This is a genomic window from Xanthobacter sp. YC-JY1 (assembly GCF_021730305.1).
In the GTDB taxonomy this organism is placed as follows: domain Bacteria; phylum Pseudomonadota; class Alphaproteobacteria; order Rhizobiales; family Xanthobacteraceae; genus Xanthobacter; species Xanthobacter flavus.
The window spans coordinates 1,731,159-1,751,442 of sequence record NZ_CP032674.1 but is presented as its reverse complement, the minus strand read 5'-3'; the positions used below and the strand labels follow the sequence as shown (position 1 = coordinate 1,751,442).

Here is a 20,284-nt window from a genome sequence, read left to right as displayed (position 1 = left end):
GGCCCGGCCGGCAGAAGCGCCGGTCGGGCAATCCGCTTTTCGCGGGTGCGACGGGCTCTGGCGCCCGTCAGGTATTCTCGAGATCGACGTTGAGGCCGAGCGAGCGCATTTCCTTCACGAGCACGTTGAAGCTCTCGGGAATGCCGCTCTCGAACGTGTCCTCGCCGCGCACGATGGCCTCGTAGACCTTGGTGCGGCCGGCCACGTCGTCCGACTTCACGGTCAGCATCTCCTGCAGCGTGTAGGCGGCGCCGTAGGCTTCGAGGGCCCACACCTCCATTTCGCCGAAGCGCTGGCCGCCGAACTGCGCCTTTCCGCCCAGGGGCTGCTGGGTGACGAGCGAGTAAGGACCGATGGACCGGGCGTGGATCTTGTCGTCGACCAGGTGATGCAGCTTCAGCATGTAGATGTAGCCGACCGTCACCTTACGATCGAACGGCTCGCCGGTGCGTCCGTCGAACAAAGTGGACTGGCCCGAACGGTCGAGACCCGCCCGCTCCAGCTCCTGCTCGATGTCCGCCTCGTGCGCGCCGTCGAAGACCGGCGTCGCCATGGGCACGCCCTTGCGCAGGTTCTCGGCGAGTTCGGGCAGCTCGGAATCCTTGAGCTGATCGATCTCTTCCTTGCCGTAGATGGTCTCCAGCCGATCGCGCACCGGCTTCAGGTCCTGACGCGAATAATAGGCTTCCGCCGCGGCGGCCACCTGCCGGCCGAGGCCCGCGCAGGCCCAGCCGAGATGCGTCTCGAGGATCTGCCCGACGTTCATGCGCGACGGCACGCCCAGCGGGTTCAGCACGATGTCGACGTTGGTGCCGTCCTCAAGGAACGGCATGTCCTCCACGGGCACGATGCGCGAGACCACGCCCTTGTTGCCGTGGCGGCCGGCCATCTTGTCGCCGGGCTGGATCTTGCGCTTCACCGCGACGAAGACCTTGACCATCTTCATAACGCCGGGGGGCAGCTCGTCGCCGCGCTGCAGCTTCTCGACCTTGTCGAGGAAGCGCTGCTCGAGCCGCTTCTTCGAGTCGTCGTACTGGGCGCGGATCGCCTCCAGCTCGGCCATGATGGCGTCGTCGGCGACGGCGAACAGCCACCACTGCGAGCGCGGATACTCACCGAGGATCTCGCGGGTGACGGCGGTTTCCTTCTTGAAGCCCTTCGGCCCCGCGATGGCGACCTTGCCGTCGAGGATCTCGGTCAGGCGGCCGTAGACGTTGCGATCGAGGATCGCCTGCTCGTCGTCACGGTCCTTGGCGAGACGCTCGATCTCCTCGCGTTCGATGGCGAGCGCGCGCTCGTCCTTGTCCACGCCGTGGCGATTGAACACGCGCACCTCGACGATGGTGCCCGTGGTGCCCGGCGGCAGGCGCAGCGAGGTGTCGCGCACGTCGGCGGCCTTCTCGCCGAAGATGGCGCGAAGGAGCTTCTCTTCCGGCGTCATCGGGCTCTCGCCCTTCGGCGTGATCTTGCCGACGAGGATGTCGCCCGCGCGGACCTCGGCGCCGATATAGACGATGCCGGCCTCGTCGAGATTCTTCAGCGCCTCTTCCGAGACGTTGGGAATGTCGCGGGTGATTTCCTCAGGCCCGAGCTTGGTGTCGCGGGCCATGCACTCGAATTCCTCGATGTGGATCGAGGTGAACACGTCTTCCTTGACGATGTTCTCCGAGAGGAGGATCGAGTCCTCGAAGTTGTAGCCGTTCCACGGCATGAAGGCGACGAGCACGTTGCGGCCGAGCGCGAGCTCGCCCAGCTCCGTGGACGGGCCATCGGCGATGATGTCGCCCCGCTTCACCTGGTCGCCCACGCGCACCAGCGGACGCTGGTTGATGCAGGTGGACTGGTTGGAGCGCTGGAACTTCATCAGCCGGTAGATGTCGACGCCCGACTTGGACGGGTCGGCCTCTTCCGTGGCCCGGATGACGATACGGGTGGCATCCACCTGATCGATCACGCCGGTGCGACGGGCGGCGATGGCGGCGCCGGAGTCGCGGGCCACCACGGCCTCCATGCCGGTGCCGACGAGCGGCGCCTGCGAGCGCACCAGCGGAACCGCCTGGCGCTGCATGTTGGAGCCCATGAGCGCGCGGTTGGCGTCGTCGTTCTCAAGGAACGGGATGAGCGCCGCGGCCACCGAAACGAGCTGCTTCGGCGACACGTCCATGAAGTCCACGCGGTCGGGGCTCACGAGCAGCACGTCGCCCGCATGGCGGCAGACGATGAGGTCTTCCTCGAAGCGGCCGTCCTTGTCGAGCGGGATGTTGGCCTGCGCGACGTAGTACTTCCCCTCCTCCATGGCGGAGAGATAGACCACCTCGTCGGTGACCTTGCTATCCACCACACGGCGGTAGGGCGCTTCGATGAAGCCGTACTTGTTCACGCGGGCGAAGGTCGCCAGCGAGTTGATGAGGCCGATGTTCGGGCCTTCCGGCGTCTCGATCGGGCAGATGCGGCCGTAGTGGGTCGGGTGCACGTCGCGCACCTCGAAGCCGGCGCGCTCGCGCGTCAGACCGCCCGGGCCAAGCGCCGAGAGACGCCGCTTGTGCGTGATCTCGGAGAGCGGGTTGGTCTGGTCCATGAACTGCGACAGCTGCGAGGAGCCGAAGAACTCGCGCACCGCAGCCGCCACCGGCTTCGCGTTGATGAGGTCCTGCGGCATCACGGTGTCGATGTCGACGGACGACATGCGCTCCTTGATGGCGCGCTCCATGCGCAGCAGGCCGACGCGGTACTGGTTCTCCATGAGCTCGCCGACCGAGCGGACGCGGCGGTTGCCCAGGTGGTCGATGTCGTCGATCTCGCCCTTGCCGTCGCGCAGCTCCACCAGCGTCTTGATGACGGAGAGGATGTCGTCGCGGCGCAGCACCCGCACGGTGTCGGGGCAGTCGAGGTCGAGGCGCATGTTCATCTTCACGCGGCCGACCGCGGAGAGGTCGTAGCGCTCGGGATCGAAGAACAGCGAGTGGAACATGGCCTGCGCCGAATCGAGCGTCGGCGGCTCGCCCGGGCGCATCACGCGGTAGATGTCGAAGAGCGCGTCCTCGCGGGTCACGTTCTTGTCGGCCGCCAGCGTGTTGCGGATGTAGGCGCCGGTGTTGACGTGGTCGATGTCGAGGATCGGGATCTCGTTGTAGCCAGCTTCCTCGAGCAGCTTCAGCGTCTTCTCGGTGATCTCGTCACCGGCCTCGGCGTGGATCTCGCCGGACGCGATGTCCACGAGGTCCTCAGCGATGTACTGGCCGACCATCTCCTCGTCGGAGATCTTGAGGAACTTCAGGCCCTTCTCGGCCAGCTGCCGGGCGGCGCGCACGGTGAGCTTCTTGCCCGCCTCGAGCACGACCTCGCCGGTGTCAGCGTCCACCAAATCGGAGACCGCCTTGTAGCCCTTCATCCGCTTGGGATCGAACGGCATGCGCCAGCCGCCCTTGGCCCGCTCGTAGGGAATCTTCTCGTAGAAGGTCGAGAGGATTTCCTCGCTGTCGAGGCCGAGCGCGTAGAGCAGGCTGGTGACGGGAATCTTGCGGCGCCGGTCGATGCGCGCATAGACGATGTCCTTGGCGTCGAACTCGATGTCGAGCCAGGACCCGCGATAGGGAATGATGCGCGCCGCGAACAGTAGCTTGCCCGAGGAGTGGGTCTTGCCCTTGTCGTGGTCGAAGAAGACGCCCGGCGAACGGTGCATCTGGGAGACGATGACGCGCTCGGTGCCGTTGACGATGAACGTGCCGTTCATGGTCATCAGCGGGATGTCGCCGGTGTAGACGTCCTGCTCCTTGATGTCCTTGACGGACTTGGCGCCGGTATCCGGGTCCACATCGAACACGATGAGGCGGAGCGTCACCTTGAGCGGGGCAGCGAACGTCATGCCGCGCTGGCGGCACTCGTCCACGTCATACTTCGGGGGCTCGAACTCGTAGCGGACGAACTCCAGCATGGCCGCGCCGGAGAAGTCGGAGATGGGGAATACCGACTTGAACACCGCCTGCAGGCCGTCGTCGTCGCGTCCGCCCTTGGGTTCCTCGATCTGGAGGAACTGGTCGTAGGACGCCTTCTGAACCTCGATGAGGTTCGGCATCTCGGCCACTTCCTTGATCTTGCCGAAGAACTTGCGGATCCGCTTACGACCGGTGAACGTTTGCGCCATCTCGATCCTCGTCCGTCCTGGTCTCTCGGGCCGGCCCCTGTCCTCCTGTTCGGAGGCGGGCTCGCCGCGCCGGCACCGGAACCTCTGTCAGCCATCGTGCCTTCAAGGGTTGGGGGCGAAACGCCATCCCCTTTCAGCACCATGACGGCTCTCCCGGCAGCCCCCGAACCTTGTCCGGACCGGCTGCCGGGAGAACCGTCGCTCTCCGTGTCCGGCCTTGCGGCCGGCTATGGAACGGGTCCCGGCGCGAGGCCGGGACCCGAAACGTCAAAGGCTCACTTGAGCTCGACCTTGGCGCCAGCCTTCTCGAGCTGGGCCTTGAGCTTCTCGGCCTCGTCCTTGGCCACGCCTTCCTTGACGGGCTTCGGAGCGCCTTCCACGAGGTCCTTGGCTTCCTTGAGGCCAAGGCCGGTGATGGCGCGGACTTCCTTGATGACTTCGATCTTCTTGTCGCCGGCGGCGGCAAGCATCACGGTGAACTCGGTCTGCTCTTCCACCGCGGCGGCGGCAGCGCCGGCCGGGGCAGCGGCCACGGCCACGGCGGCGGCGGCGGAAACGCCCCACTTCTCCTCGAGGAGCTTCGCCAGCTCGGCGGCCTCGAGCACGGTGAGGGAGGACAGCTCGTCGACGAGCTTGGTCAGGTCAGCCATGGGATATTCCTTAAGATAGGTTCGGATTTTGGAATTGCGAGATCAGGCCGCCAATGGCGGCCGCCGCCTCACGCTGCTTCGTCCTGCTTGGCATAGGCCCCGAACACGCGGGCGAGCTTGGCCGCCGGTGCCGTGGTGAGCTGCGCGATCTTGGTCGCCGGGGCCTGGATGAGGCCGACGAGCTTGGCACGCAGTTCGTCCAGGGACGGGAGTGTGGCAAGCGCCTTCACACCGTCCACGTTAAGGGCCGTCTTGCCCATCGCGCCGCCGAGGATAACGAACTTGTCGTTGGCCTTGGCGAACTCGACGGCAACCTTCGGCGCCGCAACCGGATCGCTGGAATAGGCGATCACGGTGGGTCCCTTCAGCAGGGACGCCACATGGGCGACGTCGGAGCCTTCCAGAGCGATTTTGGCGAGGCGGTTCTTGGCCACCTTCACGGTCGCACCCTCGGCCTTCATCTGTCGACGGAGTTTCGACATCTGGGCCACGGTGAGGCCGGAATAGTGGGCGACCACGACGACGGAAGTGGTCTTGAACACTTCCGTGAGCGTCGTGACGAGCTCTTGTTTTTCCGCTCGATCCACGTCTGGCTCTCTTTAAGCCTTGGCGGCACCCTCCACCTCCCGAAGGAGGCATCCGGTCCCGCCGGTTGCGCCTTGCCGCGTCCTGCGGCCAACCTGTCTGACGACATGGAAGGCCGCGTTCCGCGACGCTCACATGCCCTGTCCCCTATTGCCCGGGCACGGAAAACCGTGTCGCGAAGCGCAAGGCGCTGGTTCCGAACCGATCTTCATCTCCGCCGACTCAACGCCGGTCAGAGGGCAAATTCCGGTCTTCCCCGTCTATGCTGGCTCCCCATTAACCACCTGTTAGGGCGGATGTCGGGAATTAAGCCTTGATCCTCGGCCCGATTGAGCGAACATCCCTTGCGGGGCGCATCTCCATCAGGCCTCCATCGAGGCACCGGCAGTCTCGGACAGGACTTTGCCTGCTGGTTCGCCCGAAAAGCTCCAAGGAGCCACCCGAACGCCTGACAGACGACAAGGCCGGGCGGGCGAACCCTCCCAGCCCTTCCACCCGGTCAAGGGCGAAAGCCACAATACCTGATCCGGGCGGCACGCCACCCGGAAACAGCCCATATAAAGGCTGGCGACACCCTTGTCACGCCCCGATCGCCGGTCTTGCGCACTTTTTGCATACGGCAACCGCCCGCCTGCCATGCGCCGGCGGAAGGGCCGCGCCGACCTCGCCGAAACGTGACATCCAAACGAAAAGGCCGGACCCACCGGCCCGGCCTTTCCAGAAGCTTGATCTTTGCCGATCAGGCGGTGAGCACGCTGGACGGCTCCACCTTGATGCCCGGGCCCATGGTGGAGGAAACCGCCACGCGCTGCAGGTAGGTGCCCTTGGCGCCGGCCGGCTTGGCCTTCACCACCGCGTCCACGAAGGCGCGGATGTTCTCGGCCAGCTTGTCAGCCGGGAACGAGGCCTTGCCGATGCCGCCGTGGATGATGCCGGCCTTCTCGACGCGGAACTCCACCGCGCCGCCCTTGGCGGCGGCGACGGCGCCCTTCACGTCCATGGTCACGGTGCCGACCTTCGGGTTCGGCATCAGGCCGCGCGGGCCGAGCACCTTGCCGAGACGGCCGACGAGCGGCATCAGGTCCGGGGTCGCGATGCAGCGATCGAAATCGATGGTGCCGCCCTGGATGGTCTCGAGGAGATCCTCGGCGCCCACGATGTCGGCGCCCGCCGCCTTGGCCTCATCGGCCTTGGCGCCACGGGCGAACACCGCCACGCGAACGGTACGGCCCGAGCCGTTGGGCAGGTTGCACACGCCGCGGACCATCTGGTCGGCATGGCGGGGGTCGACGCCGAGGTTCAGCGCGACCTCGATGGTCTCGTCGAACTTGGCGGTGGTGCGCTCCTTGAGGAGCTTCAGGGCGTCATCCAGACCGTAAAGCTTGTTGCGGTCGATGCCCTCGTTGACGGCGCGGATGCGCTTGCCTTCCTTCGCCATGGCGCTCACCCCTGAACCTGCAGGCCCATGGAACGGGCCGAACCTTCGATCATCTGGACGGCGGCCTCGACGGTGTCGCAGTTCAGATCCTTCATCTTCTTCTCGGCGATCTCCGCGAGCTGGGCGCGCGTGACCTTGCCGACGAAGGTGCCCTTGCCGGGCGTCTTCGAGCCCGAGCCGGGCTTCTTCTTCGTCTCGAGGCCGGCGGCCTTCTTGAGGAAGTAGGAGACCGGGGGGGTCTTCAGCTCGAAGGTGAAGGAGCGGTCCTGGTAGGCGGTGATGACCACCGGGATCGGCATGCCCTTTTCCATCTGGGCGGTCTGGGCGTTGAACGCCTTGCAGAACTCCATGATGTTCAGACCGCGCTGACCGAGCGCGGGACCAATCGGCGGGGCCGGATTGGCGCTGCCGGCGGGCACCTGCAGCTTGACGTAACCCGTAATTTTCTTCGCCATTTCAACAACTCCCAGAATGCGCCGCCGTCCGGTGAGGGATCTGCGGGCGGGATTGCGTGGTGCGGATCAAAAGGGCGCTTGGCGAGACGCCCCCTCCCCTCCCACGCCGGTGCACCGCCCTCTAGCAGCGCACCAGACTTCGGACCATCGCCCCACGAGGGAGCGATGGGCCGTTCCGGTCAGACCTTCTCGACCTGACCGAATTCGAGTTCCACCGGCGTCGCGCGGCCGAAGATGGACACGGCCACCTTCAGGCGCGAGCGGCTGTCGTCGACCTCTTCCACGATGCCATTGAAGGAGGCGAACGGACCGTCCGACACCTTCACCGTCTCGCCGACCTCGTAGGAGATCGACGGCTTCGGACGCTCGATGCCCTCCTGCACCTGCTGCAGGATGCGCATGGCCTCCGATTCGGAGATCGGCATGGGCTTGTTGTCGGCGCCCAGGAAGCCGGTGACCTTCGGCGTGTTCTTGATGAGATGGAAGGCCTCGTCGGTGAGGTCCATCTTCACCAGCACGTAGCCGGGGAAGAATTTGCGCTCGGTGTCCACCTTCCGGCCGCGACGCACCTCCACCACCTTCTCGGTGGGGACGAGGATCTGCTCGAACAGATCGGTCAGGCCACGCTGGTCAGCCTGCTCGCGGATCGAGTCGGCCACCTTCTTCTCGAAGTTGGAATAAGCGTGAACGATGTACCAGCGCTTCGCCATGTGGGCCTCCCGCCTCAGTGCCCGAGGGTCAGCAGCGTGGAGACGCCGAACCGGATGATCTGGTCGGAGACGAGGAAGAAGATGGACGCCAGGAAGACCATCACGAACACCATGGCGGTGGTGATCAGCGTCTCGCGGCGGGTGGGCCAGGTGACCTTGGCCGTTTCCGCGCGGACCTGCTGATAGAACTCCATCGGGCTGTTCTTCGCCATGGCGTCTCGCCGTCCGTTCCTGTTGCCGCCCGTTCCCGCGCCGCCGGTTGCCACGCACCGGAACCTTCCGATGACGCGAAGCGGCACACGCCGCGTAAATCCTTTTCCCGCCGGCTTCGGCTCTCGCGAGACGTTGCTGCGGGCTTGCCTTCGGCGGGGCCGGACCTCGCCTCATATGGGCTGCCCGAAACGCGCCTACAAGCCGTGCCATTCCGGCGTCGTCGTCTCGCCTGACCTGCCATCCCGCATCAGCCCGGATCGTGGGCGTCCCGAAGATGGCAGGAGTGGAGGGACTCGAACCCCCAACCCCCGGTTTTGGAGACCGGTGCTCTAACCAGTTGAGCTACACTCCTAAGGCCTGCGCCCCAAAGCTTGGCAGAATCAGCTTTTCAGCGATCAGCCTGCCTCGAGGGTAGACTCCGCCGCGCCGGGAAGTGACCCAGCGCATCGGCCGGCTGTGTTTAGTGGGATGCCGCGCAGCTGTAAAGGGGCTCGGGGCGCTCCGCTACCCTCTCCACCGCTAATGCTGTTCACCGCTATGGCGCCGGGAGGCGCTCCAGCACAAATGCCACTCGTCCCGCGACATCGGTCCGCGGCAGCTCCACCATATCGTAGCCAAGGTTGCGATACGTATCGACCATGACAGCATGGGTCCGCACGGATTCGTCCCAGTCCTGCCGGCGCTCGGCGTCGTTGGCATAAATCTCCCGCCATGGCGGCGCGACGAAGACGACGCGGTCATATCTGAACGCCGCGCAGGCGCGGGAGATATGCTCGGGTATGGGGAGGCCACACAGGGTGAGGTATCCCGCAACGTCGGGAACGCCGCGGTCGAAGAAGACCGGGCCAGTGCGTTCTGCCTGCTCCTCGTGGGAGCGCATGTCCCAGGTGAGCATAGCCTCAGCAAATGCCATGCGGTCCCGCCAGGGTAGCGCTGGACCATCAATGGCCACCTGCTGGCGGATGACCGCCCTGCCGGCCTCTGGCGCAATGGGATACCCGGCGACTTCAAGGGCACCGAGCACTGTGCTCTTGCCCGAACCCGGACCGCCCGTGAGCACGATGAATCGCGAGGAGCCGCGTGCCATAGCCGCCTGCCTCTTCAGTTTCGGAGAGAATGTGGTGGAAGCATGGGGCGGACTGCGTCCTGACGCGTCTCACCCGATCCCCTCCCAGATTGGCCTGCACTGGCAAGACACGCAAGCCGGGGGGAGAAATCCGGCAGCTCAGCGCGGCGCGGCCGCAGGTGGCTGAACCGGCGGAGGCTTCCCGGTGGCACAGGCGCGGTTCTCCCCGGTGCCGGGCGCATTCTCGAAGACGCAGCGCTGGGTCGGCGGCTCGCCGCAAATCTTCGACAGGTCCACAAAGCCAACGCAGCGGCCGTCCGGTCCGCGATAGCCGGGACCGCCCTTGCAGCCACAGCCACGGCACGGCGGCCGCTCGGGGCAAGCCTCCTTGGCCTGCAGGAACGCAGCAGGCAGCAGCAGGACCGCGAGGCAGGCGGCAAAAATCCAACGGCGCATGGCGATACAAACGAAAAAGGCGGCGCCCGAAGGCACCGCCCTATTCCGTCACGCGCTGGACAAGAGGTCCAGTGCTGCGATCACTCGATGATGGCGGCGACGACGCCGGCGCCGACGGTGCGGCCGCCTTCACGGATGGCGAAGCGCAGCTTCTCCTCCATGGCGATCGGAACGATCAGGTGCACGTCCATCGACACGTTGTCGCCCGGCATCACCATCTCGGTGCCTTCGGGCAGCGTGCACACGCCGGTCACGTCCGTCGTGCGGAAGTAGAACTGCGGGCGGTAGTTGGTGAAGAACGGCGTGTGGCGGCCGCCCTCTTCCTTCGTCAGGATGTACGCCTCGGCCTTGAACTTCGTGTGCGGCTTCACCGAACCCGGCTTGCACACGACCTGGCCACGCTCCACGTCCTCACGCTTGGTGCCGCGCAGCAGGATGCCGACATTGTCGCCAGCCTGGCCCTGGTCGAGCAGCTTGCGGAACATCTCGACGCCGGTCACGGTCGTCTTGACGGTCGGGCGGATGCCGACGATCTCGACTTCCTCGCCGACCTTGATGATGCCGCGCTCGACACGGCCGGTCACCACGGTGCCGCGGCCGGAGATCGAGAACACGTCCTCGATCGGCATCAGGAACGGCAGGTCGATGGGACGCTCGGGCTGCGGGATGTAGGCGTCGACCGCCTCCATCAGCTTCAGCACCGCGTCACGGCCGAGCGCCGGATCGCCGTTCTCGAGCGCAACCAGCGCCGAGCCGCGGATGATCGGGATGTCGTCGCCGGGGAAGTCGTACTTCGAGAGGAGCTCGCGCACCTCCATCTCCACGAGCTCGAGGAGCTCCGGATCGTCGACCATGTCGCACTTGTTCAGGAACACCACCAGCGCCGGAACGCCGACCTGACGGGCGAGCAGGATGTGCTCGCGGGTCTGCGGCATCGGGCCGTCGGCGGCGGACACCACCAGGATCGCGCCGTCCATCTGCGCCGCGCCGGTGATCATGTTCTTCACGTAGTCGGCGTGCCCGGGGCAGTCGACGTGCGCGTAGTGGCGGTTGTTGGTCTCGTACTCCACGTGTGCCGTGGAGATCGTGATGCCGCGCGCCTTCTCTTCCGGCGCCTTGTCGATCTGGTCGTACGCCGTGAACGTCGCGCCGCCGGACTCCGCAAGAATCTTCGTGATCGCAGCCGTCAGCGACGTCTTGCCGTGATCAACGTGACCGATCGTGCCGATGTTGCAGTGCGGCTTCGAGCGGTTGAACTTCTCTTTGGCCATTTCGTCTCTCTCACTCTCGGTCAGCGCCCCGCGCGGGCCGCCAAAAAATCCGCCGTGGGATAGGGGGTTTCAGAAGCGGATGCAAGAGGCGGGACAATCGCGCCCACGTGGATCACGCGCGCATGCGCGTATCCTCAGGCTCTTCCGCCGTTCTGGACTTCGCGCCGGCGTGTCGCCGCAACCACACACATCCAAAACGTGCACTCCCTAACGGAATTCGCCTTGTCAATCGCGCGCCGGCACCACAGCCTCGCCAAGCACAAGGTGGGGAGGGACCGCTTGAAACAACGAATCTGCACGATGGCGATGCTCGCCGTCGCGGTCCTTCTTGCGGCCTGTTCGACCCTGCCCAAACACACGCTGACGGAAGCCGACGTCGCCGGCCTCGCGCTTGCTAGCGTGAAGGTAACGTTTCCCTCCGACAGTCGCGTGAAGTGGGCAGAGGCCGACGCGCTGGAGAAGAAGGAGCAGGAGACGCCCAACGCCGACCTCCACCGCATCGAGCGCGCCGGCTTCAATTCCTATGCGGAGCATCGTATCGCGGCGGCCCTGACCACCCAGAGCCACCGCCTCCTCCCGAGCCTGATGCAAGGCACGCGCCCCGCGCGGCTGGAAATTACCGTGCGCAGCCTCCTCATACCCACCGCGTCCGAGCGGACCGGGCAGGTCGTTGCCGCGACGGCCCTGACTGCCATCATCGCGGGCCCCATCGCCGCCGGCGTCGCCGTGAGCACGACACAGGGCATCTTCATCACCTGCGACGTCGCCCTCGTGGACATTCCCTCCGGGGCCGTGCTCGCCTCGGTGGCCGATGTGAAGGCATCGAGCTCGGCGGCGCAGTTCAGCGGCGAATCCGTGGACAGCATCGCCGCCGCGGTGATCGGCAAGGTGAAGGGCTGGCTGGCCGAAAAGCCCTCGGCCTAATCCCTGGGGCGGTGCGGCCCCCTCCCCCGCCTATCCGCCTTCGCCGGGACAGCCCTCCGTGCCACGGCCCGCGCCATAGGGCGTCGCGGCGATAAAGGCGTTCAGCGCCTCCGCAACGCCCGTCGATTTCGTGCGGACGATGAAGGAGAACGGCTCGTTCCGCACCTTTCCGTCCGGCGTCATCATGCAGTGCGACCACACCGGGATGAGGCCCATCTTCTTCGAAAGATACTGAACGGTGCCGAGCCCCGAGCCGAAGGCGAACGGCCCCTCGCCCTCCGCGCCGTCGCGGACCCGCCGGGCATTTTCCACATCGTCCGAGGTGCCGATGATGGTCACGTTCGCGATTTGATCGTGCGCGATGCGGCTGCGGGCATCCACATCCGCCGTCGAGCCCGCGATGACCATGATGGTCCGCCCGGCAAGATCGGCCGCGCGTGTCAGCTTCCCGGCGTCGGCCTTGCGCACGCCGAAGGCGCGCAGCACAAAATAATAGTGATCGGACCACACCCCCGCCGCGCCCGTCGCCTGCCGGCGCGCCTCGAGGTCAGCGATGCCCGAGGCCGCGATGTCGCAGGCATCGGCACCAGGACGCGTCCACAGTCCGTCGAAATCCGCCACCTCCACCGGCTGGAACCGCAGCCCCTGCGCCGCGGCGAAGGCCTTGAGATAGTCCACGTCCCATCCCTCCCAGACGCCGTCGTCGGACTTGCCGACGAAGGGCGGGAAGGTGGCGAACATGCAGACCGAGAGCGTACCGGGTGAGAGCGTTTCAACAGGCGCGGCGGCGAGCGGCGGTACAGCCATGGCGGCAGTGAGAATCACCCCGGCCGCGAAACCGACGGCCCCACGTCGAACTGCACCCACCTGCGTCTCCCCAAAGCTATGCCGGGACAATAGTCGAGGCCGGCGAATGCGCAACGCGGCGGTCCGGCGACAGCAGCTGATCGCCGCGAGCTGGCGCCTTGCCGCCGCGTGCGCGAACCGTCACAGTGCAACTGTCTTTGCGAACTTGAAGGAATTGCAAAGGCCTCACCGCCAGCACGGGTGCGACATGAGCCCTGACATGTCCCCTCTCTCCTGCGCCCCGGATGACCTCCTGTCCGCTTCCGACGTGCGCGCCATCGTGAGGCTGCTCGGCGACGTCATCGTCTCGCGCGCGGATTTCTCCTGCGTGAAGCGGCAGCTCATCGACGGCATCTCGACGCTGATCGGCGCTGATTGCTGGACCTGGAGCCTCGGCTGCCTCGCGGAGCCAGGCGAGCAGCCGGTCTATCTGGGACTGGCGCATGGCGGCTTCGACGAGGCCCGCTATGGACGCCTCCTGCTCGCCGCCGCCCATCCGGACATGGCCTGGACCTCGGCGAAGCTGCTCGGCGAGATGCGCGCCCACAATGCCCACGTCACGCGGACGCGACAGCAGATCGTGGATGAGGCCACCTTCATCGCTTCGGGGGTCGGCGGCCATCTCGCTGACGCGGATATCGGCCCCTTCATCTTCTCGCTGCGGCCCATCGACGAGCGCGCCGTGAGCACCATCGCGCTCTTCCGCCGCCGGGACGCGGACCCGTTCTCGCAGCGGGAAGCGCGGATCGCCCATATCCTTCTCAGCGAGCTGCCCTGGCTGCACGAGCAGGGATGGCCGAGCGATCGCGGCGCCAGCGTACCTCGCCTGTCCCCCCGGCTGCGGCTGGTGCTGAACCTTCTGCTCGACGGGCGCACGCGCAAGGAAATCGCCGTCAGCCTCAACCTGTCCGAATACACGGTCGCGCAATACCAGAGAGCGGTCTATCGCCACTTCGGCGTCCGCTCCCACGCCACCCTGCTGCGGCGGTTCCAGATGGGCGACGGCGGCGACCGCCGGCCGACCGTACAGGAGGCGGGCTGACGACCGCAGTCTCGGCCCCATCCCTCAAATGAGGGAATAGGAAGAAGTCCGGCGCGTTTGGTATGCAGGGCAAGCTGCAGCGTCGGCGGAAGCATGTGTGAAGCGCGGACAGCTTCACGGGACCGTATGCGCCCTCGCCGGGAGCACGGGCGCTTGCGCATCCAAATTAAAAACTGAACGTCTGATTTAAGTTCCATGGTACCAGCAATTATATGGCGTATCGGCTTCCATAAATTGCTGATACCGTGGTTTTTACTTGGTCCGGGGAAGAAAAAAACATGCGTCCATCGCGGCGTGATTTCGTGACCTGGGTTGCCGCCAGCGGCATCATGCTGGCGATGAGCCGCATCGGGCCAGTGCGGGCCGCCGGCTTCGAGGCGAGCCAGACACTCCCCGGCACGGCAGCGTCCCGCCTCCCGGGCGCCACGGCCGGGCGCATCGATGCCCTCGCCAAGGTGACGGGCGCCAAGCTCTACGCATCGGATTTCCGCGCGGCGGACATGGAGGGGTGGCCTGAGACCACCGCTCATGCCCTGCTCCTGCGCGCCGCCGACGCCACCCACGTCTTCACCGGGCTCGATCTCTCCGCGCTGGACGCCGGCGCCCGTCCGGCGCAGGTGGTGACAGCGCAGGATCTAGAGCGCGCAGGGGTCCGCGTGCCGCCCTTCTATGCCGGCGACCTGCTCTGCCCGGCGGGCAAGACACCGCTCTATCTCGGCCAGCCGCTGGCGCTTCTGCTGTTCGAGACGTTCGATGCCTATGACCGGGCGCGGGCGATCCTGCGCGAGAAAAATCCCGCCCGGTTCGGCGCCGAGACCGGGCCCGTGGCGCAGCCGAACTACGCCGCCTTGCGCTTCACCCGCGTCGCTGGGGAAACGCCCGACAAGCCGGATGTCTATTCGCCGCTGATCGAGGGCTGGATCAGCCCCGGCGTCTTCGAGCCCGGCGGCCGGCCCGTCTGGCAGCCGCTGCCCACCTCGGAAGGCGGCCAATACAAGAAGGGCGCGCTCCACGGCGAGGCCATCCGCGCCTTCATCGCCGCCAGCGCGCCGGACATGCTCGTCCTCGATCGCCAATTCCGCACCCAGTCCGTGGACCCCATGTTCCTGGAACCGGAGGGGGGCCTCGCCTGGTACGACCCGCGGGCCAAGGCGCTGCGCATGGTGCTCGGCGTCCAGTCGCCGCTCGAGGCGAGCGAGGAGCTGGCCCACCTTCTGGGAGAGGCAGCGGCGGGGTTTCGCCCCGAGCGGATCGAGAGCCATTTCGCCCATGTGGGCGGCGGGTTCGGCGGGCGCGATCATACCCCATTCCCGTTCTACGTGGCGCTGGCCGCCATGTTCCTGCCGGGCCGCCCCATCCGGCTCGCCCACGACCGGCTCCAGCAGTTCCAGGGCGGCATCAAGCGCCATGCCTTCGACATGCACACGCAGGTGGCCTTCGACCGCGCCACCGGGCGGATGCGGGCGTTTGCGGCCGACCACGTCCTCGATGGTGGCGGCCTCGCCAACTATTCGGCGAGCGTGGCCGCAGTGTCGGCCACCTCCGCCATCGGCATCTACGATATCCCGAAAGTGGACGTGACCACCCTCGCCGAACACACGCGTGGCGTGACGGCCGGCTCCATGCGCGGCTACGGCGTGCTCCAGACCACCACGGCCCTGGAGACCCTGGTGGACGAGGCAGCGCAGGCCCTGTCGCTCGACCCAATCACCCTTCGGCGGCGCAACCTGCTGAAGGCCGGCGGCCTCACCATGACCGGCAATCCGTGGACCGTCTCGATCCGCACGCCGGAAATCCTCGACAAGCTCGAAGGCCACGCCTTGTGGCGGGGCCGCGCTGCCGCCCGCAAGGCGGCCCCGGCCGGGACGCTGGTCGGCACCGGCGTCGCCGTCTGCGCCAAGGATTACGGGACGGGCGCCGACTGCTCCCTCGGCCGGGTGGAGGTCGATCCCAAAGGGCGCATCCGCATCTTCTGCGACGCGGTGGAGATGGGCAACGGCATCGGCACGGCGGTGGCGAACCGCGTTGCGGGCCTGCTCGGGCGGCGGGCGGACGAGGTCTCCGTTGCCCGCATCGATGCGTTCGATGAACTCGGGCTGGTGACATCCGGAGATCCCTACACCCTCACGCAGACGGAGCAGGACGAAGCCGCCCGCAACCCGCGCTGGGTGCCGGCGATCAGCTCCGCCACCAGCGCCTCCATCGGCGCCCATGTGGGAACCCAGGCGGCGGCCGAGGCGGCGCGGCTCATTTTCCGCTTCGGGCTATGGCCGGCGGCACTCAGCCTGTGGGGCATCGCGCAGGACGATCCGCGCCGCTTCCTGTGGCAGGAGGCGTTCTGGTTCGACGGCGCGCTCATCCTCTCCGGCCTGCCGCCGCTGAAGCAGGAGAAGGTGGCCGCCCGCGCCCACGAGATGGGCGGCCTCACCGGCGCCATGGCCCACGCCTTCTCCCGCTGGGCATGGGCGCAGGCGGCCTTTCCGCTGGACGGGTTCGAGTGGGTGGTGGACCTCGATGCGCTGGCGGTACGGCGCGGCGGCGGCGCGTTCAAGGTGCTGGACCGCAGCTTCATCGCCTTCCCGCCGGCGAGCTACAACCGGATCGGCACCTCCTTCACATCGAGCTGCGGCACGCTGGTCAAGGTCGAGATCCAGAAGGCGAGCGGCGCGGTGCGGGTCTCCCAGGCCTACAGCGTGCTGGAATGCGGCGAGGTGCTCACGCCCGAGGTGGTGGTCGGCCAGGCGCAAGGCGGCTTCGCCATGGGCCTCGGCTACGCCCTGCTCGAAACCCTCCCGCCGTTCGAGGACGGACCCGGCAACGGCCGCTGGACCCTCGGCGACTATGTGGTCGCCCGTGGCTCCGACCTGCCCATCCACGCGCTGGAGGTTGAAGTGCTGCCACGGGTCGCGCCGAATGAGCCCCCGAAGGGCATGGCCGAGGTGGTCATGATCCCGGTGGTGCCCGCCATTCTCAACGCCATCCACGATGCCACTGGGCATCGTTTCCGTGCCTTGCCCGTCACGCCGGACGATGTCCGGCGGGTGTTGTGAAGGGAGAAGCCGCGTGCCCCCGGTCTCACTCACCATCAACGGTCGCAGCCACGGTCCCATCGAGGTCCGCGAGGGCCTGAGCATGAACGACTTCCTGCGGGAAGTGCTGGGCATGACCGGCACCAAGTTCGGCTGCGGCGCCGCCCAGTGCCTCAGTTGCGCGGTCATCGTGGATCATGCGGACGGCACCAGCTCGACCACGCCCACCTGCATCGCGCCCGCCACAGACTTCGACACGCTCGTCATCCGCACCGTGGAAGGCCACGCGACGAACGGCGAGCTGACGCCCCTGCAGAAAAGCTTCGTCGCCCATTTCGCCTTCCAGTGCGGCTATTGCACCCCCGGCTTCCTCAATGAGGGGCAGGTGTTGCTGGAGCGGCTGGAACGGGCGCCCATTCCCCGGGCTGATCTGGAGCGCACCATCGCCGAAGCCCTCGACGGCCATCTGTGCCGCTGCTCCGGCTACGTCAAATACCACCAGGCGGTGCGCGACGTGGTGCTCGCCGACCCCAAACGCTTCCTGACCTGAGGGGCTTCGATGCTGTTCGACAGGCGCCTCGCAACGATCCTGCCTGCTACGGCCCTCGCCGGGCTGCTGGCGGCAGCCGGGATCGCGCTTTCGGCACCTGCCGAAACGCTCGCGCCACCGGACGCCTTCGTCGCCATCGCCGATCCGGCACAACGCTCGGCGGCGTATTTCGGTGAGCTGAGCAAGGTGCTCACCCACCCGCGCTGCACCAATTGCCACCCCGCCACGGATCGCCCCCGGCAGGGAAATTCCGCGCGTCTTCATCAGCCGCCGGTGACACGCGGCGCCGACGGGTTCGGCACCGCGAGCCTGCGGTGCGGCACCTGCCATCACGGCGCGAATTACGAGCCGGCCGGCGTGCCCGGCCATCCCGAATGGCATCTCGCGCCCGCCGAGATGGCCTGGGAAGGCAAGAGCCCCGCCGAAATATGCATCCAGATCAAGGACCCGAGCCGCAATGGCGGACGGTCTCTCGCCGATCTCGTCGCCCATATCGGCGACGACACGCTGGTCGGCTGGGCCTGGCATCCGGGCGGCGCACGTGTGCCCGCGCCGGGCTCGCAACAGGAAGCGAAAGCCTTGGTCAAGGCGTGGGTCGAGAGCGGCGCCGCCTGCCCGCAATGAAATATGGAGGAGGAAACAATGAAATACCGTTCCGTCGGATGGGCCGTGGCGGCGGCACTCGCCGCACTGCCGCTGGCCGGCGCCATGGCGGCCGAGCGACCGGACTATCTCAAGCCCATCTCCGGGCCGCCGCAACCGCCCTCCGCGCAGGACCTCGCCAATCGCAATGTCCTCCAGCTCAACACCACCATGTTCTCGCTGTACGACAGCGCCGGCGTCGCCTTCCGCCGCAACATCCTCGCCAACCATCCGGTCATCCTCGCGCTGTTCTCCGGCGCGGGTGGCCGCATGATCCTCTACCGGCCGGGCCAGCCCCCGCTGGAGGCGCCGTCGGTGCCGAAGGCCTATCAGGTGATGAAGTCGCTGGGCCACAGCGCCATGGCCATTTCCGAGGTCGTGCTGCCCTATGTGGATACGCCGGCCGACACCTCCTGGGTCGCGCCCATGCGGGCCTATCTCACGGAAATGAAGAGCGCGCTGGAGACCATCGGCGCGGCGGAGATGCCTGATGCGTGGCGGGCCAATTCCCGCGCGATCCTGGAGAACAACATCGCCTTCATGGAGGCCAGCCTCGCCAAGGGCGCCGTCACCCTCGATGCGGTGCAGGCCTATGCGAAGACGCAGGCGCCGGTTCTGCGCAACGCCATCGCCTGGGCCGCCCAGACGCAGGTGAAGCACTGGATGGGCGTGCTGGACGGCTGGAAGAAAGATCTCGGCGGCAGCTTCGATCAGGCCTTCGGGGCCAGCAACACCATCTATGTGGCGCGCCAGAACAACGTGCTGTTCAGCGTGCTCGCGCAATATTTCGGCGAGAAGGCCATCAACGACCGCCTGTTCCTGATCGAGACCGTCTCCTTCACCACCACGCCGGAGGACATGCTGACCGCGGTGGTGCGCATCATCTCCGACCGCTCGGTGGGCGGCCTGTTCTTCAACAACGACCGGCTGATGGACTACGAGCTGATGGGAGGCGATGCCCGCAAGGCCATCATCGCGGAGATGAAGGCGCGCGGGCAGGAAGCGTTCCTGCCGCCGCAGGTTCCGTTCGGCTCGAAGCAGTGGCCGGCGCTGATCTCCGGCGGATCGGGCGCCGCCTCCCTCGACGATATCCATTGAACGGCGCCCCGGGCGCGGGACGTCCGTGCCCGGGGTCTTGCAGGCAGGCAGGTGGGACATGCGGGTAGCGATCTTCGCCCTTCTCCTTGCCGCTTTCGCGGCGTTGACCCCCGTGCGCGCCCAAGCGGCCGACGGCGCGGGGACCGACTGGATCACCGGCCTGCCCCGGCAGGACATTCCCGTCGCCGCATGGCCGGGCGGAAAAAAGGTCGCCGTGCTGTTCGTCCTCTACGTGGAGACGTGGGGCCACGGACAGGGTCCCAACTTCCGCCCCGACATGACGGGCCGGACGCCCGACCTCGTGGACGAGGGGTTCCGGCAATACGCCATCAATTTCGGCCTGCCCCGCACCGGGCGGCTGTTCAGGGACATGGGCGTTCCTCTCAGCCTCGCGCTGAATGCCCAGTTCCCGAAGGCGCAGCCGCAGGTGTGGGCGACGCTCCGTGCGCTCGTTCCGTCCGCTCCGATCATCGCCCACGGGCTGAACAATTCCACCGATCTCCTGCCCTTGTCGGAGGGGCCCGCAGCCCAGCGCGCCTATATCCGCAAGACGCTCGACATGATCGAGGCGGACACCGGCGTGCGTTCCACCGGCTGGTCGAGCCCGAGCGTCTATCCTGATGCGCAGACGTTCGAGGCGACCGCCGCCGAAGGCATCCGCTACACCCTCGACGGCATGGATTCCGACGTGCTGTCGCGGCTCGACACCAAGCCGTCGCCTCTGGTGCTCGTGCCCTACCCGCCGAGCGTGGTGGACATGGGCCAATATCTCTCCCGCTTCAAGGAAGCCGACGACCTCGCCCGGCTCTGGATCGACTATGTCCGCGAACTGGCCCGGGAGGCGAAGGCCGATCCGTCCCGGCAAGCGACCGTGGTCGCCATCGGCATCCACCCCTTCGTCGTCGGCACGCCGGCGGGCGCCGCGGCCATGCGGCGGGTGCTGGAGGCCCTGAAAGCCGAGGATCTGGTCTGGCTGACAGATACCGATGCGGTGATGCGGGCCGCCGGCCAATCCGCCAATGTGGGCAAGTGACGATAGGCGCGTCGCGAAACGCCCACCACGCTGAGTTCGGCGAGCCGCGTTCCACTCAGCAGAAGTTGAAGCCAATTTTCGGCGGGGAAAAGATCTTCCGCCGCTTGTCAGCCTATAATGGCCATGGAAATC

At 66.9% G+C, this 20,284-nt stretch carries 18 protein-coding genes and 1 tRNA gene; 7 read left to right on the top strand and 12 right to left on the bottom strand.

The window, feature by feature from the left end:
* Positions 1-67: 67 nt before the first annotated feature.
* From rpoB to tuf, 11 genes are all read right to left on the bottom strand, one after another.
* Complete coding sequence (gene rpoB, locus D7006_RS08180) at positions 68-4,144, bottom strand: DNA-directed RNA polymerase subunit beta (RefSeq protein WP_237356237.1); 4,077 nt, start codon at positions 4,142-4,144, stop codon at positions 68-70.
* A gap of 275 nt (positions 4,145-4,419) precedes the next feature.
* Positions 4,420-4,794 carry a 50S ribosomal protein L7/L12 gene (gene rplL, locus D7006_RS08175; protein WP_029557790.1) on the bottom strand — a complete coding sequence of 125 codons (375 nt, stop codon included), beginning with the start codon at positions 4,792-4,794 and terminating at the stop codon, positions 4,420-4,422.
* Positions 4,795-4,862: 68 nt separating this feature from the next.
* Positions 4,863-5,381 (bottom strand): 50S ribosomal protein L10, encoded by a 519-nt coding sequence (gene rplJ, locus D7006_RS08170; RefSeq protein WP_168456326.1) that lies wholly within the window; start codon positions 5,379-5,381, stop codon positions 4,863-4,865.
* A 737-nt stretch (positions 5,382-6,118) separates the two neighbouring features.
* Complete coding sequence (rplA, locus tag D7006_RS08165) at positions 6,119-6,817, bottom strand: 50S ribosomal protein L1 (RefSeq protein WP_169121422.1); 699 nt, start codon at positions 6,815-6,817, stop codon at positions 6,119-6,121.
* A gap of 5 nt (positions 6,818-6,822) precedes the next feature.
* Positions 6,823-7,272, bottom strand: a complete 450-nt coding sequence (rplK, locus tag D7006_RS08160; protein ID WP_169121423.1) for a 50S ribosomal protein L11 — start codon at positions 7,270-7,272, stop codon at positions 6,823-6,825.
* 179 nt (positions 7,273-7,451) lie between these two features.
* Entirely contained in the window at positions 7,452-7,982 is a 531-nt protein-coding gene (nusG, locus tag D7006_RS08155) for a transcription termination/antitermination protein NusG (protein ID WP_029557789.1), read from the bottom strand.
* A 14-nt stretch (positions 7,983-7,996) separates the two neighbouring features.
* Positions 7,997-8,194, bottom strand: coding sequence for a preprotein translocase subunit SecE (gene secE / locus D7006_RS08150; RefSeq protein WP_169121424.1), 198 nt, complete (start codon positions 8,192-8,194; stop codon positions 7,997-7,999).
* A gap of 276 nt (positions 8,195-8,470) precedes the next feature.
* Positions 8,471-8,547, bottom strand: a tRNA-Trp gene (locus D7006_RS08145).
* A gap of 183 nt (positions 8,548-8,730) precedes the next feature.
* A complete protein-coding gene (locus tag D7006_RS08140) occupies positions 8,731-9,282 on the bottom strand; it encodes an AAA family ATPase (RefSeq protein WP_237356236.1) in 552 nt (183 codons plus the stop codon).
* A gap of 138 nt (positions 9,283-9,420) precedes the next feature.
* Positions 9,421-9,753: a hypothetical protein gene (locus tag D7006_RS08135; protein ID WP_237356235.1), complete on the bottom strand. Its 333-nt coding sequence runs from the start codon at positions 9,751-9,753 to the stop codon at positions 9,421-9,423.
* A 44-nt stretch (positions 9,754-9,797) separates the two neighbouring features.
* Positions 9,798-10,988, bottom strand: coding sequence for an elongation factor Tu (gene tuf, locus D7006_RS08130; RefSeq protein WP_229645841.1), 1,191 nt, complete (start codon positions 10,986-10,988; stop codon positions 9,798-9,800).
* 300 nt (positions 10,989-11,288) lie between these two features.
* On the opposite strand from tuf, the gene D7006_RS08125 reads away from it, so the two are divergent.
* The gene (locus D7006_RS08125; RefSeq protein WP_237356234.1) at positions 11,289-11,912 is read left to right on the top strand and encodes a hypothetical protein; all 624 of its coding nucleotides are present in this window, start codon (positions 11,289-11,291) and stop codon (positions 11,910-11,912) included.
* Positions 11,913-11,942: 30 nt separating this feature from the next.
* Here D7006_RS08125 and D7006_RS08120 read toward each other — a convergent pair whose 3' ends face one another.
* Entirely contained in the window at positions 11,943-12,779 is an 837-nt protein-coding gene (locus tag D7006_RS08120) for an ABC transporter substrate-binding protein (protein WP_237356233.1), read from the bottom strand.
* Between the two features lie 199 nt (positions 12,780-12,978).
* Here D7006_RS08120 and D7006_RS08115 point away from each other — a divergent pair, with 199 nt between their 5' ends.
* The 6 genes from D7006_RS08115 (at position 12,979) to D7006_RS08090 (ending at position 20,152) form a co-directional block, all read left to right on the top strand.
* A complete protein-coding gene (locus D7006_RS08115; RefSeq protein WP_237356232.1) occupies positions 12,979-13,800 on the top strand; it encodes a LuxR C-terminal-related transcriptional regulator in 822 nt (273 codons plus the stop codon).
* Positions 13,801-14,078: 278 nt separating this feature from the next.
* Positions 14,079-16,850, top strand: coding sequence for a xanthine dehydrogenase family protein molybdopterin-binding subunit (locus D7006_RS08110; protein ID WP_237356231.1), 2,772 nt, complete (start codon positions 14,079-14,081; stop codon positions 16,848-16,850).
* Positions 16,851-16,863: 13 nt separating this feature from the next.
* Positions 16,864-17,379 carry a (2Fe-2S)-binding protein gene (locus D7006_RS08105; RefSeq protein WP_237356230.1) on the top strand — a complete coding sequence of 172 codons (516 nt, stop codon included), beginning with the start codon at positions 16,864-16,866 and terminating at the stop codon, positions 17,377-17,379.
* Positions 17,380-17,388: 9 nt separating this feature from the next.
* Positions 17,389-18,003, top strand: a complete 615-nt coding sequence (locus D7006_RS08100; protein ID WP_237356229.1) for an Isoquinoline 1-oxidoreductase subunit — start codon at positions 17,389-17,391, stop codon at positions 18,001-18,003.
* A gap of 18 nt (positions 18,004-18,021) precedes the next feature.
* A complete protein-coding gene (locus D7006_RS08095; protein WP_237356228.1) occupies positions 18,022-19,119 on the top strand; it encodes a hypothetical protein in 1,098 nt (365 codons plus the stop codon).
* A 58-nt stretch (positions 19,120-19,177) separates the two neighbouring features.
* Complete coding sequence (locus D7006_RS08090) at positions 19,178-20,152, top strand: polysaccharide deacetylase (RefSeq protein WP_237356227.1); 975 nt, start codon at positions 19,178-19,180, stop codon at positions 20,150-20,152.
* Positions 20,153-20,284 lie beyond the last annotated feature (132 nt).

What these genes read in the sequence shown, in the direction of transcription:
- rpoB (WP_237356237.1), bottom strand. Translation starts at nt 4,144, where the DNA reads ATGGCGCAAACGTTCACCGGTCGTAAGCGGATCCGCAAGTTCTTCGGC.
- rplL (WP_029557790.1), bottom strand. Translation starts at nt 4,794, where the DNA reads ATGGCTGACCTGACCAAGCTCGTCGACGAGCTGTCCTCCCTCACCGTG.
- rplA (WP_169121422.1), bottom strand. Translation starts at nt 6,817, where the DNA reads ATGGCGAAGGAAGGCAAGCGCATCCGCGCCGTCAACGAGGGCATCGAC.
- rplK (WP_169121423.1), bottom strand. Translation starts at nt 7,272, where the DNA reads ATGGCGAAGAAAATTACGGGTTACGTCAAGCTGCAGGTGCCCGCCGGC.
- nusG (WP_029557789.1), bottom strand. Translation starts at nt 7,982, where the DNA reads ATGGCGAAGCGCTGGTACATCGTTCACGCTTATTCCAACTTCGAGAAG.
- secE (WP_169121424.1), bottom strand. Translation starts at nt 8,194, where the DNA reads ATGGCGAAGAACAGCCCGATGGAGTTCTATCAGCAGGTCCGCGCGGAA.
- D7006_RS08140 (WP_237356236.1), bottom strand. Translation starts at nt 9,282, where the DNA reads ATGGCACGCGGCTCCTCGCGATTCATCGTGCTCACGGGCGGTCCGGGT.
- tuf (WP_229645841.1), bottom strand. Translation starts at nt 10,988, where the DNA reads ATGGCCAAAGAGAAGTTCAACCGCTCGAAGCCGCACTGCAACATCGGC.
- D7006_RS08125 (WP_237356234.1), top strand. Translation starts at nt 11,289, where the DNA reads ATGGCGATGCTCGCCGTCGCGGTCCTTCTTGCGGCCTGTTCGACCCTG.
- D7006_RS08115 (WP_237356232.1), top strand. Translation starts at nt 12,979, where the DNA reads ATGTCCCCTCTCTCCTGCGCCCCGGATGACCTCCTGTCCGCTTCCGAC.
- D7006_RS08110 (WP_237356231.1), top strand. Translation starts at nt 14,079, where the DNA reads ATGCGTCCATCGCGGCGTGATTTCGTGACCTGGGTTGCCGCCAGCGGC.
- D7006_RS08100 (WP_237356229.1), top strand. Translation starts at nt 17,389, where the DNA reads ATGCTGTTCGACAGGCGCCTCGCAACGATCCTGCCTGCTACGGCCCTC.
- D7006_RS08095 (WP_237356228.1), top strand. Translation starts at nt 18,022, where the DNA reads ATGAAATACCGTTCCGTCGGATGGGCCGTGGCGGCGGCACTCGCCGCA.
- D7006_RS08090 (WP_237356227.1), top strand. Translation starts at nt 19,178, where the DNA reads ATGCGGGTAGCGATCTTCGCCCTTCTCCTTGCCGCTTTCGCGGCGTTG.